The organism is Pulveribacter sp., from assembly GCF_032079985.1.
Taxonomy (GTDB): domain Bacteria; phylum Pseudomonadota; class Gammaproteobacteria; order Burkholderiales; family Burkholderiaceae_C; genus Melaminivora.
In genome coordinates, this window is the sequence record NZ_DAMATK010000002.1 from 391,452 (window position 1) to 404,475 (window position 13,024).

The 13,024-nt window shown below is 67.6% G+C and carries 10 protein-coding genes; 7 read left to right on the plus strand and 3 right to left on the minus strand.

Annotation, left to right across the window (positions count from 1 at the left end):
- Window positions 1–46 precede the first annotated feature (46 nt).
- Entirely contained in the window at window positions 47–526 is a 480-nt protein-coding gene (gene ispF / locus RT282_RS08120; RefSeq protein WP_313313145.1) for a 2-C-methyl-D-erythritol 2,4-cyclodiphosphate synthase, read from the plus strand.
- A 13-nt stretch (window positions 527–539) separates the two neighbouring features.
- Here the strand turns inward: ispF and RT282_RS08125 are convergent, their stop codons facing one another.
- The gene (locus RT282_RS08125) at window positions 540–2,039 is read right to left on the minus strand and encodes an ATP-binding protein (RefSeq protein WP_312305271.1); all 1,500 of its coding nucleotides are present in this window, start codon (window positions 2,037–2,039) and stop codon (window positions 540–542) included.
- Between the two features lie 135 nt (window positions 2,040–2,174).
- The gene (gene ompR / locus RT282_RS08130; protein ID WP_312305272.1) at window positions 2,175–2,912 is read right to left on the minus strand and encodes a two-component system response regulator OmpR; all 738 of its coding nucleotides are present in this window, start codon (window positions 2,910–2,912) and stop codon (window positions 2,175–2,177) included.
- A 215-nt stretch (window positions 2,913–3,127) separates the two neighbouring features.
- Here ompR and RT282_RS08135 point away from each other — a divergent pair, with 215 nt between their 5' ends.
- Window positions 3,128–3,844, plus strand: coding sequence for an SIMPL domain-containing protein (locus RT282_RS08135; protein WP_313313147.1), 717 nt, complete (start codon window positions 3,128–3,130; stop codon window positions 3,842–3,844).
- Between the two features lie 105 nt (window positions 3,845–3,949).
- Here RT282_RS08135 and RT282_RS08140 read toward each other — a convergent pair whose 3' ends face one another.
- Window positions 3,950–4,732 (minus strand): 3-hydroxybutyrate dehydrogenase, encoded by a 783-nt coding sequence (locus RT282_RS08140; protein ID WP_312305275.1) that lies wholly within the window; start codon window positions 4,730–4,732, stop codon window positions 3,950–3,952.
- A 69-nt stretch (window positions 4,733–4,801) separates the two neighbouring features.
- Here RT282_RS08140 and RT282_RS08145 point away from each other — a divergent pair, with 69 nt between their 5' ends.
- From RT282_RS08145 to carB, 5 genes are all read left to right on the plus strand, one after another.
- On the plus strand, window positions 4,802–5,746 hold the full coding sequence (locus RT282_RS08145; RefSeq protein WP_313313148.1) for an alpha/beta hydrolase: 945 nt from the start codon (window positions 4,802–4,804) through the stop codon (window positions 5,744–5,746).
- Window positions 5,743–7,965 (plus strand): bifunctional (p)ppGpp synthetase/guanosine-3',5'-bis(diphosphate) 3'-pyrophosphohydrolase, encoded by a 2,223-nt coding sequence (locus tag RT282_RS08150; RefSeq protein WP_313313149.1) that lies wholly within the window; start codon window positions 5,743–5,745, stop codon window positions 7,963–7,965. Before RT282_RS08145 ends, RT282_RS08150 begins: the two co-directional genes overlap by 4 nt.
- Before the next feature lie 144 nt (window positions 7,966–8,109).
- Complete coding sequence (gene carA, locus RT282_RS08155; RefSeq protein ID WP_313313150.1) at window positions 8,110–9,294, plus strand: glutamine-hydrolyzing carbamoyl-phosphate synthase small subunit; 1,185 nt, start codon at window positions 8,110–8,112, stop codon at window positions 9,292–9,294.
- Between the two features lie 16 nt (window positions 9,295–9,310).
- A complete protein-coding gene (locus RT282_RS08160; protein WP_312757858.1) occupies window positions 9,311–9,694 on the plus strand; it encodes a hypothetical protein in 384 nt (127 codons plus the stop codon).
- A 10-nt stretch (window positions 9,695–9,704) separates the two neighbouring features.
- Window positions 9,705–12,953, plus strand: a complete 3,249-nt coding sequence (gene carB, locus RT282_RS08165) for a carbamoyl-phosphate synthase large subunit (protein ID WP_313313151.1) — start codon at window positions 9,705–9,707, stop codon at window positions 12,951–12,953.
- Window positions 12,954–13,024 lie beyond the last annotated feature (71 nt).

The following is a 13,024-nucleotide window of genomic DNA, read 5'->3' on the forward strand; positions in this document are numbered from 1 at the left end:
GGGGCGCAATGCACCACGAATGAATCGAACAGAAAGCGCGACTCAGATGGATTTCAGGATTGGCGAGGGCTGGGACGTGCACGCCCTGGTGCCCGGGCGGCGGCTGGTCATTGGCGGGGTGGACATTCCGCACCGCACCGGACTGATGGGCCATTCGGACGCCGACGTGCTGCTGCACGCCATCACCGACGCGCTGCTGGGCGCCGCGGCGCTGGGCGACATCGGCAGCCATTTCCCCGACACCGACGCGCGCTTTCGCGGTGCCGACTCCAGCGTGCTGCTGGCCGAGGTGGGGCGCCGCGTGGCTGCCGAGGGCTACGCCGTGGTGAACATCGACACCACCGTCATCGCCCAGGCGCCGCGCCTGGCGCCGCACATCGCGGCCATGCGCGAGCGCATTGCCGACGTGCTGGAGCTGGCGCCCGGCCAGGTGAACGTGAAGGCCAAGACGGCCGAGCGGCTGGGGCCGGTGGGGCAGGGCGCGGCCATGGAGGCGCGTGCCGTGGTGCTGCTGCGCCGGGCCTGACCGGGCAGCCCGGCTACAGCGGCCGCGTCGCCTTGTGCGACCTGGGCGGCAGGTGGCGCTTGACCTGCGGGCGCTGCAGGCGCTGCTCCGGGTCCTTGCCGCCCGGCAGGTCGAGCGCGCGCTGCAGCTGCACGTGGGCCACCAGGCCGCCGGAAGCCGAGTTGGCCAACGCGAAGATGCCGCCCAGCCGCTGCACCGTCTTGTCGACGATGGACAGGCCCAGGCCGGCCCCGGCCGCGGCCGTGCGGGCCGAGTCGCCGCGGAAGAACGGCTTGGTCAGGTTGGCCAGCTGCTCGGACGGCGCGCCCGGGCCGTGGTCGCGCAGTTTCAGCAGCACCCATTTCTCACGCGCCTTGGCCGCGATGTCCACCGTGGTGATGCCGGTTTCCACGTCCTTGCCGTAGCGGCGGGCGTTTTCCAGCAGGTTGGAGATCACGCGCGCCAGCTCCACCTCGTCGGCCAGCACGTTCAGGTCCTCCGGCACGTTCATGGTGATGGCCAGCTCCCGGTGGTCCTGCACGGCGTAAACGCAGGACGAAACCACGGCGTGCAGGTTGACCGGGTTGAGCACCACGCCGTCCGGGCGCGCGTAGTCCAGGAATTTGTCGATGGTGGCGTCCAGCTGCACGATGTCGGCCACCATGTGCTGGCGGGCCACATCGTCCACCACGCTCATTTCGGTCTCCAGGCGCAGGCGCGCCAGGGGTGTGCGCAGGTCGTGGGAGATGCCGGCCAGCATGACGGCGCGGTCCTGCTCCAGCTTGGCGAGCTTTTGCGCCATGCGGTTGAAGCCGATGTTGACCTCGCGGATCTCGTTGGTCACCACGCCCTCGTCCAGCTGGCTGGCAGCGAAGTCGCCGTCGCGCACGCGGTTGGCCGCGTACGACAGCTGCTTGAGCGGGCGGTTGATCAGCCGGGCGATGACCGCAGCGCCGGCCAGCGACAGCGCGCCGGCCGTGATCAGCCAGATCAGCCAGGTCTTGCCGCTGGCCGTGCTCAGGCGCGAGCGGTCCATCAGCAGCCAGTTGGGGTCGCCGTTGATGGTGAAGCCGACCCACAGGCCCGGCTCGCCGTTGACGTTGCTCGCCAGGATGGTGCCGGGGCCCAGCCGCTGGGTCAGCTCGTCGGTCAGGCGCGAGCCCAGGGCCGAGGGCGCCAGTTGCTCGAAGCGGTCGCCCGGCTCGCGCGGCAGGATGCGCACGCCCTCCTGGTCGGCCATGGTTTTGAGCAGTGACACGCGGGCGATGGCGTCCGCGTGGATCAGCGCCGCGCGGCTCAGATTGACAAGTGAGGCGATCTGCTGCGCCGACTGCAGCGTGCGCGGCTCGAACTCCAGCGCGCGCAGCGTTTGCAGCCAGGCCAGGATGCTGCCCACCAGCAGCAGCGACAGCAGGAAGAAGGTGCGCCAGAACAGGTTCAGGCCCACGCGCGCGCGCGCCGCGTGCCGTGCGGACGGCGCCTCCAGAGGGGCAGGGCTGGTCGCGTCGTGGGGAACGTCGGAAGAAGAAGGCATGAAAGGCTGGCGTTGGCTTGCAGGGCCGCTCCGGGTTCAGTGCAGGTGGCGGGGGGCGTGCCTGGGACACCGCGCCCGCCTGTTGCGGGCCGCCTGCCGTCGCGCGGCAGCGCGGGCGAACCGCGTGGGTCCGCGTCAGTTTGCGCCGTCCGGCACGAACACGTAGCCTACACCCCAGACAGTCTGGATGTAGCGCGGCTGGGCGGCGTCCACCTCCACCAGCTTGCGCAGGCGCGAGATCTGCACGTCCAGGCTGCGGTCGAAGGGCTCGAACTCGCGTCCGCGTGCCAGCAGGGCCAGCTTTTCGCGCGACAGCGGCTGGCGCGGGTGGCGCACCAGGGCCTTGAGCATGGCGAATTCGCCGGTGGTCAGCGGCAGCTCCTCGCCGTTCCTTTGCAGCGCACGGGTGCCCAGGTCGAAGGTGAAGGGGCCGAAGGTGACCACCTCGTTGTCGCCCGAGGGTGCGCCCGGTGCCTCTTGCGGCGGGCGGCGGCGCAGCACGGCGTGGATGCGCGCCAGCAGCTCGCGCGGGTTGAAGGGCTTGCCCAGGTAGTCGTCCGCGCCGACCTCCAGGCCGACGATGCGGTCCACGTCCTCGCCCTTGGCGGTGAGCATGATGATAGGCGTGCGGTCGTTGGCCGCGCGCAGGCGACGGCAGATGGACAGACCATCCTCGCCGGGCATCATCAGGTCCAGCACGATCAGATCCACGGTTTCGCGCAGCAGGATGCGGTTGAGTGCCTTGCCGTCTTCCGCAACCATCACCTCGAAGCCCTCCTGGGTCAGATAGCGGCGCAGCAGATCGCGGATGCGCGCGTCGTCATCCACCACGAGAACCTTGTCGGTGCGGTTGGTCGTCGAAGCCATATTCATTCCCCAAGTCCAATTTGTAACAGCGGCGATTCTGACCAGCTTGGCCGCCGATTGCCGCGTTTTACCAACGGTCCTGACTAAGTGTTACAAGTTTTGCGGCGCCTCGCAACGACATTACCGCGCCTTCACTTTTGGGCTGCCACAACGGGGCTACGGTGCGTGTCGGCGGACAGCGCATTCAGCTGCCGGATATTGCGATAAAGAAAGGAAAAACCATGCAATCTGCTATTAGGATCGTAGCTGCCAGCGCTTTGCTGGCAAGCGCTGCGGCCTCTTTTGCCCAGTCCTCTGCACCGGAGGTGCCACGCAACGTGCTGCAGCTGTCGGCCAGCGGCAGCGTGGAAGTGCAGCAGGACCTGCTGGTGCTCACCCTGTCCACCACCAAAGAGGGGGAGGACGCCGCCCAGGTGCAGGCGCAGCTGCAGCAGGCGCTGGATGAGGCGTTGACACAGGCGCGCGGCGGTGCTTCGCCGCAGCAGATGGAAGTGCGCACAGGCGACTTCGGCCTGCAACCGCGCTATGGCAAGGACGGGCGCATCAACGGCTGGCAGGGTCGGACGCAACTGGTGCTGTCCGGGCGCGACTTTGCGCGCATCACCGGCACGGCCGCCAAGATCCGCAGCCTGGCCATCAGCCAGATGGCGTTCGATCTATCGCGCGAGGCACGCCAGAAGGTGGAGACGCAGGCACAGACGGAAGCCATCGAGGCCTTCAAGGCGCGCGCCAGCGAGCTGGCCCGGGGTTTCGGTTTCTCGGGCTACACGCTGCGCGAGGTGGGTGTGAACAGCCAGGAGATGTCCCCGGGGCCGCGCCCGCGCATGATGGCCATGCAGGCCAAGGGCGCGGCCTTCGACAATGCGGCGCCGGTGCCGGTGGAGGCCGGCGAGGCGCAGGTGGTGGTCACGGTGTCCGGCTCGGTGCAACTGCGCTAGCGGGCCGGGATTTGAGGTGTTTTTGGCCTCCAGCGCTTGACTGGCAAGCGCTGGCAGCTATCAAAACAAGAGCACCTTGCCGGCGCTCTTGTTTTTTCGGGCTGCTTACTGGGCGGCCCAGGCACCGTCCATGTTCCAGGCCACGCCGCGCACGTTGTTGCCGGCGGGCGAGCAGAAGAACACCGCCAGCTCGCCCAGCTCCTCGGGCGTGGTGAACTGCATGGAGGGCTCCTTCTCGCCCAGCAGCAGCTTGATGGCCTCCTCGTTGGACAGGCCGTGCTCGGCGGCCTTGGCATCCACCTGCTTTTGCACCAGCGGCGTCAGCACCCAGCCGGGGCAGATGGCATTGCAGGTCACGCCGGTGGGGGCCGTCTCCAGCGCCGTCACCTTGGTCAGGCCGACGATGCCGTGCTTGGCCGCCACGTAGGCGGATTTTTGCGCCGAACCGACCAGCCCATGTACCGAGGCCACGTTGATGATGCGCCCCCAGCCTGCGGCGAGCATGCCCGGCAGCGCCAGGCGCGTGGTGTGAAAGGCGCTGGTCAGGTTGATGGCGATGATGGCGTCCCACTTTTCTGGCGGGAAGTCCTGCACGCTGGCCACGTGCTGGATGCCGGCGTTGTTGACCAGAATGTCCACGCGGCCGAACTGCGCTGAAGAGTACTGGAGCATGTCCGCGATCTCGGCCGGGCGGCTCATGTCAGCGCCGTGGTAGGCCACGCGCACGCCGGCGTGTTCGCCCGCGGCCAGCACCTGGGCGCGGGGGCCGTCGACGTCGCCGAAGCCGTTGAGCACGATGTTGGCGCCCTGGCGCGCGAGGGCCTGGGCAATGCCCAAGCCGATACCGCTGGTGGAACCTGTGACGAGGGCAGTCTTGCCGTTGAGCATGTAGGGATCTCCGAATGAATTACGATGCAGCGAAGGGATTATCGAGCGCTGCTGGACGGTACTGTTTCCATGATTGAACCTAGGCTGAAATACGTATCGTGCCCCGGCCCGGCCGCCGCCATCGCCCCCTCCAGCGGGGCGCACCGCATGGCTTTCTGGGACTGGGACGGAGCGGGTGGGCCTGCTGCAGAAGGCCACGTCATCGTCTGCGCCCACGGCCTGTCGCGCCAGGGTCGCGACTTCGACACGCTGGCGCGCGCACTGGCCGGTCATGCCCGCGTCATCTGCCCGGACGTGGCGGGTCGCGGCCACAGCGACTGGCTGGCCGACCCGGCCGGCTACCAGATCCCGCAATACGCCGCCGACATGCTGGCTCTGCTGGCGCAGCTGCACGCCGAATCCCCCATCCAGACGCTGGACTGGGTGGGCACCAGCATGGGCGGGCTGATCGGGCTGGTGCTGGCCGGCCAGCCTGGCCTGCCGCTGCCGGCGCCCGTGCGCCGCCTGGTGCTTAACGACGTGGGCCCGGCGATCGAACCGCAGGCGCTGGCGCGCATTGGCCAGTACCTGGGCGTGCCGGCGCACTACACCTCTTTGGAGCAGGCGGCCGACGCCCTGTGGAAGGACTCGCAGGGCTTCGGCCCGCACACGCGCGAGCAATGGCTGCAACTGTCGCGCCCCATGCTGCGTCCGGCGCCGCAGGGCGGCTTCATGCTGCACTACGACCCGGCCATCGCCGTGTCTTTCCGCGCAATGACGCCGGAGCTGGCGGAAGCAGGCGAGCAGCTGCTGTGGCAGCTGTATGACCAGATCACGGCGCAGGTGCTGCTGCTGCGCGGCGCGCAGTCGGACCTGTTGTCCCCGCAGACGGCGCAGGCCATGCAGCAGCGCGGCCCGTGCGCCCGGCTGGTGCAGTTCGAGGGCGTGGGGCATGCGCCCACGCTGGTCGACCCGGCGCAGGTGGCGGTGGTGACTCAGTTCCTGCTGGGCGACGGCGGGACGGGCGAGCCATGAAGGCCGCCAACGCCGTTCCCCCAGGCGCGGCTGCCGGACAGGAGGGCGTGCCGCAGCTCATCGCCGCCACTGCGCAAGTGCCGCCGGAGCAGGTGGGCTCGCTGGAGCGCGCGCGCCTGTTCGCCGAGCCGCTCCTGATCGGCGAGACGCTGGAGACGGGCGAAAACACGCTGGCGCACGCCGAGGGGGTCTGCGCCATCCTGCGCAACCTGGGCGGCTCCGAAACCATGCAGGCCGCGGCCTATCTGGTCTATACCAGCGCGCACCTGAACCGTCCGCAAGAGGTCATCGCCAAGGCCTTTGGCGACAACCTGGCCGAGCTGGCGGTGGAGACCACCAAGCTCATGCGCGTGCAGCAGCAGGCGCGCAACGCGCAAGTCAGCGGCCAGCAGGTGGATACGCTGGCCACGCAGACAGAGAACGTGCGCAAGATGCTGCTGGCCTTCTCGCGCGATCTGCGTGTGGTCATGCTGCGCCTGGCCTCGCGCCTGCAGACGCTGCGCTACCACGCCTCGGCAAAGCGGCCGGTGTCGCCGGCCATGGCGCGCGAGGCGCTGCAGGTCTTCGCGCCGCTGGCCAACCGCTTAGGGATCTGGCAGATGAAGTGGGAGCTGGAGGACCTGGCCTTTCGCTTCCTGGAGCCCGAGACCTACAAGGAAATCGCCCGGCTGCTCGACGAAAAGCGCACCGAGCGCGAGCACCACATGGAGCAACTGCGCGCGCGGGTGGAGTCCGAGCTGCGAGCGCACAGCATCAGTGCCACCGTCAAGGGCCGGCCCAAGCACATCTACAGCATCTACAAGAAGATGCGCGGCAAGTCGCTGAACTTCGACCGGGTGTTTGACATCCGGGCGCTGCGCGTCATCGTGCCCAACGTCAGGGACTGCTACGCCGCGCTGAGCTGGGTGCACAGCCAGTTCAACCCGATCGAGGCGGAATTCGACGACTACATCGCCCGCCCCAAGCCCAACGGCTACCAGTCGCTGCACACCGTGGTGCGCGACGACGCGGGCAAGGCCATCGAGATCCAGATTCGCACCCAGGCCATGAACGAACACGCCGAGAACGGCGTGGCCGCCCACTGGGCCTACAAGGAGGCGGGCACCAAAGGCTATGCCGGCGTGTCCGCCAGCAGCGAGTACGACGCGAAGATCGCCGTGCTGCGCCAGCTGCTGGCCTGGGAGCGCGACCTGTCGGGCGCCGCCAGCAGCGGCCTGTTCGACGACCGCATCTACGTGCTGACGCCCGGCGCTGCGGTGGTCGAGTTGCCCCAGGGCGCCACGCCGCTGGATTTTGCCTACGCCGTGCACACCAACCTGGGCCACCGCTGCCGAGGCGCCCGCGTGGACGGAGCCATGGTGCCGCTCAACACCGTGCTGCACAACGGCCAGACCGTGGAGATCAGCACCGTCAAGGAGGGCCGCCCTTCGCGTGACTGGCTCAACCCCGAGCTGGGTTACCTGACCAGCAACCGGGCCAAGGCCAAGGTGCGGGCCTGGTTCAACGCCCAGGCCACGCACGCCACCATCGCGCGCGGTCGCGAGCTGGTGGAAAAGCTGCTGCAGCGCGAAGGCAAGACGGCCGTGAAGCTGGACGATCTGGCGGTGCAGCTGGGATTCAAGACGGCCGACGCGCTGTTTGAGGTGGTGGGCAAGGACGAGTTCTCGCTGCGCAGCATCGAACTGCTGCTGCGCCCGCCGGCCGAGCCGGCCGCGCTGCCGGAGCTGGCCCTCAAGAAGCCGCGTACACCTGACGGCTCGAGCAAGGGCGGGGTGTTGGTGGTGGGCGTGGATTCGCTCATGACCCAGTTGGCCAAATGTTGCCGGCCGGCGCCGCCCGATCCCATCAGCGGCTTCGTCACGCGCGGCAAGGGCGTGAGCGTGCACCGCAGCGACTGCAGCAACTTCCGCGAAATGGCCGCGCGCAGCGCCGAGCGGGTGATCGAGGTGCAGTGGGGCCAGCCGGCCGCAGGGCCTGGGCTGGCCAGTGTCTATCCGGTGGACGTGGCCGTGGAAGCCTCCGACCGGCAGGGCTTGCTGCGCGACATCTCGGAGGTGTTCGCACGCGAAAAGACCAACGTCATCGGCGTGCAGACCCAGTCCGTGCGCGGCACCGCCTGGATGACTTTCACGGTGGAGATTTCCGACGCCGGGCGGCTGAGCAAAGTGCTTGCCATCGTGGCTTCCGTGCCCGGCGTGCGCTCGGCCCGGCGCCGGTAAAGACGCCAGCGCCGCGCTACAATAAAGGGCTTTCCCGCCAAACAGTCGCCCGGCCGCACGAAAAGCAATCCCTCATAAGCAACAGCCTGCAGGACTCATCGTCCAGCAGGCTACCGGGCGACCCGCAATCTTTCGGAGAACCCAGTGCTTTTGTCTCTCAAGGGATCCTTCCCCCCCGCCATCCTGGCGCTTGCAGACGGCACGGTCTTTATCGGCAACTCGATCGGTGCCTCCGGCACCACCGTCGGCGAGGTGGTCTTCAACACCTCGATGACCGGCTACCAGGAAATCCTCACCGACCCCAGCTATTGCCAGCAGATCGTGACGCTCACGTATCCGCACATCGGCAACTACGGCGTCAATCCCGAGGACATCGAGTCTGACAAAGTCCAGGCCGCCGGCCTCGTCATCAGGGATCTGCCCCTGATTGCCAGCAACTTCCGCTGCACGGAAACCCTGTCCGATTACCTCTCGCGCAACGGCACTGTCGCCATCGCCGACATCGATACGCGCCGCCTCACGCGGCTGCTGCGTGACAAGGGCGCGCAAAACGGCGCCATCGTTGGCCTGGCCGACGGCGAGAGCGTGACGCAGGACCGTATCGACACCGCCCTTGCCGCCGCCAAGGCCGCGCCCGACATGAAGGGCCTGGACCTGGCCAAGGTCGTCAGCACGCCCAAACCCTACGGCTGGACCCAGACCGAATGGGAACTGGGCCGCGGCTACGGCACCCAGGAAGAGGCGCAGTTCAACGTCGTGGCCTACGACTTCGGCGTGAAGTACAGCATCCTGCGCATGCTGGCCGAGCGCGGCTGCAAGCTCACGGTGGTGCCGGCCCAGACACCGGCGGCCGAGGTGCTGGCCATGAATCCCGATGGCGTATTCCTGTCCAACGGCCCCGGTGACCCGGCTGCCTGCGACTACGCCATCGAAGCCGTGCGTCAGATCGTGGACAGCGGCACGCCCACCTTCGGCATCTGCCTGGGCCACCAGATCATGGCCTTGGCGGCCGGCGCCAGCACCTTCAAGATGGACAACAGCCACCACGGTGGCAACCATCCCGTGAAGGACCTGGACAACGGCAGCGTGGCCATCACCAGTCAGAACCACGGCTTCGCGGTGGACATGGAGACGCTGCCCAGCCACCTGCGCGCCACCCACGTCAGCCTGTTCGATGGCACGCTGCAGGGCTTTGCCTACCGTGACAAGCCGGCGTTCTGCTTCCAGGGCCACCCGGAGGCCTCGTCCGGACCGCAGGACGTCGCTCACCTGTTCGACCGCTTCACCGATCTGATGCGGACGGCGCGCACCGGCGCCAAGGCTGCCTGAGAGTCCGCGACTTCCTATGAAACTCTTCAGCTTCCCGGCCGCGGCGCTGGAAAAGGCCATCCACAAGCGCATCCTCACGCTGCCGTCCCCGCACCGCGAGTGGTTCACCGAGCGCTGGCAGCAAAAGCCGTACAAGAAGTCCTTCGTCGAGAACAAGGCCATGCCCCTGGTAACGCTGGTCGCCAAGGGCAAGACGTGGGACGACGAGACCTTCGCGCAGGGCCTGGCCGAGTGGGACGTGGTCTTCTACGACGCCGAGGCCGAGGTGCTGCGCCCCCTGGTGGAGGGCGATGGCCTGATCCAGCTGATGCAGAAGAACCTGCCCGCCGAGCGCGCCCAGGCGCTGCTGGCGCGCCTGGAAGTGCGCCGCCCCTCAGGCCCCTCCGCCGCGACCGACTAAAAGCAACACCATGCCAAAACGCACAGACATCAAAAGCATTCTCATCATCGGCGCCGGCCCCATCATCATTGGCCAAGCCTGCGAGTTCGACTACTCCGGCGTGCAGGCCTGCAAGGCGTTGCGCGAAGAGGGTTACCGCGTCATCCTGATCAACAGCAATCCCGCGACGATCATGACCGACCCGGCCACGGCCGACGTCACCTACATTGAGCCCATCACCTGGCAGACGGTCGAGAAGATCATCGCCAAGGAGCGTCCCGACGCCATCCTGCCCACCATGGGCGGCCAGACCGCGCTGAACTGCGCGCTGGACCTGTGGAAGAACGGCGTGCTGAACAAATACCGCGTCGAGCTGATCGGCGCCAAGCCCGAGGCCATCGACAAGGCCGAGGACCGCCTGAAGTTCAAGGACGCCATGACGCGCATCGGCCTGGAGTCGGCGCGTTCGGGCATCGCCCACACCATGGACGAAGCCTGGGCCGTGCAAAAGCGCGTGGGCTTTCCCACCGTCATCCGTCCCAGCTTCACGCTGGGCGGCACGGGCGGCGGCATTGCCTACAACTCCGAGGAGTTCGAGACCATTGCCAAGCGCGGTCTGGAGGCCTCGCCCACCAGCGAGCTGCTGATCGAGGAGTCGCTGCTGGGCTGGAAGGAGTTCGAGATGGAGGTCATCCGCGACAAGGCGGACAACTGCATCATCGTGTGCTCCATCGAGAACCTGGACCCCATGGGCGTGCACACGGGCGACTCCATCACCGTGGCGCCGGCGCAGACGCTGACCGACAAGGAATACCAGATCATGCGCAACGCCAGCCTGGCGGTGCTGCGCGAGATCGGCGTGGACACGGGCGGCTCCAACGTGCAGTTCGCCGTCAACCCCGCCGACGGCCGCATGATCGTGATCGAGATGAACCCGCGTGTGTCGCGCTCCTCGGCGCTGGCCTCCAAGGCCACGGGCTTCCCGATCGCCAAGGTGGCAGCCAAGCTGGCCGTGGGCTACACGCTGGACGAGCTGAAAAACGAGATCACTGGCGGCGCCACGCCAGCGTCGTTCGAGCCCACGATCGATTACGTGGTCACCAAGATCCCGCGCTTCGCCTTCGAGAAATTCCCTGCCGCCGACTCGCGCATGACCACGCAGATGAAGAGCGTGGGCGAAGTCATGGCCATGGGCCGCACCTTCCAGGAATCCTTCCAGAAGGCCCTGCGCGGCCTGGAAGTGGGCGTGGACGGCATGAACGAGAAGACCCAGGACCGCGAGCTGCTCGAGAAGGAGCTGGGCGAGCCCGGCCCCGAGCGCATCTGGTACGTGGGCGACGCCTTCGCCATGGGCCTGTCGGTGGACGAGGTGCACGACCTCACCAAGATCGACAAGTGGTTCCTGGTGCAGATCGAGGAGATCGTGAAGATCGAACTCGACCTGGACCAGCTGACCGCCGAGAAGGGCGAGGGCGCCCTGGCCAGCCTGGACGCGGCCACGCTGCGCACGCTGAAGCGCAAGGGCTTCTCCGATCGCCGCCTGGCCAAGCTGCTCAAGACCGATGAGAAGGCCGTGCGCGAGGCACGCCGCGCGCTCAAGGTGCGTCCGGTCTACAAGCGCGTGGACACCTGCGCGGCCGAGTTCCCGACCAACACCGCCTACATGTACTCCACCTACGAGGAAGAGTGCGAGGCCGCGCCCACGGACAAGAAGAAGATCATGGTGCTGGGCGGCGGCCCCAACCGCATCGGCCAGGGCATCGAGTTTGACTACTGCTGTGTGCACGCGGCGCTGGCGATGCGCGAGGATGGCTACGAAACCATCATGGTTAACTGCAATCCGGAGACCGTCTCCACCGACTACGACACCTCCGACCGCCTGTACTTCGAGCCGCTGACGCTGGAAGACGTGCTGGAGATCGTGGCCACCGAGAAGCCCGAGGGCGTGATCGTCCAGTACGGCGGCCAAACGCCCCTGAAGTTGGCCCTGGGCCTGGAGCGCGAGGGCGTGCCCATCATCGGCACCAGCCCGGACATGATCGACGCCGCCGAGGACCGCGAGCGCTTCCAGAAGCTCCTCAATGACCTGGGCCTGCGCCAGCCGCCCAACGCCACCGCCCGCACCGAAGCCGAGGCGCTGGAAAAGGCCGCCGGCCTGGGCTACCCGTTGGTGGTGCGCCCCAGCTACGTGCTGGGCGGTCGCGCCATGGAGATCGTGCACGAGCAGCGCGACCTGGAGCGCTACATGCGCGAGGCCGTCAAGGTCTCCAACGACTCGCCCGTGCTGCTGGACCACTTTCTGTCCAACGCCATCGAGTGCGACGTGGACTGCGTGCGCGACAGCACCGGCGCCGTGTTCATCGGCGGCGTGATGGAGCACATCGAGCAGGCCGGCGTGCACTCGGGCGATTCGGCCTGCTCGCTGCCGCCGTATTACCTGAAGGCCGAGACCGTGGCCGAGATCAAGCGCCAGACCGCCGCCATGGCCGCGGGCCTGAACGTGGTCGGCCTGATGAATGTGCAGTTCGCCATCCAGGAAACCGATACCGGCGACGTGATCTATGTGCTCGAAGTAAACCCGCGTGCCTCGCGCACGGTGCCCTTCGTCAGCAAGGCCACGGGCATCCAGCTGGCCAAGGTGGCGGCGCGCTGCATGGCCGGCCAGACGCTGGCCCAGCAGGGAGTGACCAAGGAGGTGACGCCGCCGTACTTCAGCGTCAAGGAAGCCGTCTTCCCGTTCGTGAAGTTCCCCGGCGTGGACACCATCCTCGGCCCCGAGATGAAGTCCACCGGCGAGGTCATGGGCGTGGGCAAGACCTTCGGCGAGGCCTTCGTCAAGAGCCAGCTGGGTGCCGGCACGCGCCTGCCCACCTCGGGCAAGGTGTTCCTCACCGTGAAGAACGCCGACAAGCCGCGCGCGGTTGCGATTGCCCGCGACCTGGTGGCCATGGGCTTCGAGCTGCTGGCCACCAAGGGCACGGCCGCCGCCATCACCGAGGCCGGCGTGCCGGTGCAGGTGGTGAACAAGGTGACCGAGGGCCGCCCGCACATCGTGGACATGATCAAGAACGAGGAAATCGCCATGGTCATCAACACGGTGGAGGAGCGCCGCAACGCCATCGCCGACTCGCGCGCCATTCGCACCAGCTCGCTGGCTGCGCGCGTGACCACCTTCACCACCATCTTCGGCGCCGAGGCCGCGGTGGAGGGCATGAAGTTCATGGACCAGCTGGGCGTCATCTCCATCCAGGAGATGCACGCGCAACTGTCCGCAGCCTGATGCACGCCGCCGCAAAGGCGGCATAATCACCCGCTGACATGACACCGCCGCGCGGCAACGCGCGGCGGTTT

What these genes read in the sequence shown, in the direction of transcription:
- RT282_RS08150 (WP_313313149.1), top strand. Translation starts at nt 5,743, where the DNA reads ATGAAGGCCGCCAACGCCGTTCCCCCAGGCGCGGCTGCCGGACAGGAG.
- ispF (WP_313313145.1), top strand. Translation starts at nt 47, where the DNA reads ATGGATTTCAGGATTGGCGAGGGCTGGGACGTGCACGCCCTGGTGCCC.
- RT282_RS08160 (WP_312757858.1), top strand. Translation starts at nt 9,311, where the DNA reads ATGAAACTCTTCAGCTTCCCGGCCGCGGCGCTGGAAAAGGCCATCCAC.
- RT282_RS08140 (WP_312305275.1), bottom strand. Translation starts at nt 4,732, where the DNA reads ATGCTCAACGGCAAGACTGCCCTCGTCACAGGTTCCACCAGCGGTATC.
- carB (WP_313313151.1), top strand. Translation starts at nt 9,705, where the DNA reads ATGCCAAAACGCACAGACATCAAAAGCATTCTCATCATCGGCGCCGGC.
- ompR (WP_312305272.1), bottom strand. Translation starts at nt 2,912, where the DNA reads ATGAATATGGCTTCGACGACCAACCGCACCGACAAGGTTCTCGTGGTG.
- RT282_RS08135 (WP_313313147.1), top strand. Translation starts at nt 3,128, where the DNA reads ATGCAATCTGCTATTAGGATCGTAGCTGCCAGCGCTTTGCTGGCAAGC.
- RT282_RS08125 (WP_312305271.1), bottom strand. Translation starts at nt 2,039, where the DNA reads ATGCCTTCTTCTTCCGACGTTCCCCACGACGCGACCAGCCCTGCCCCT.
- RT282_RS08145 (WP_313313148.1), top strand. Translation starts at nt 4,802, where the DNA reads ATGATTGAACCTAGGCTGAAATACGTATCGTGCCCCGGCCCGGCCGCC.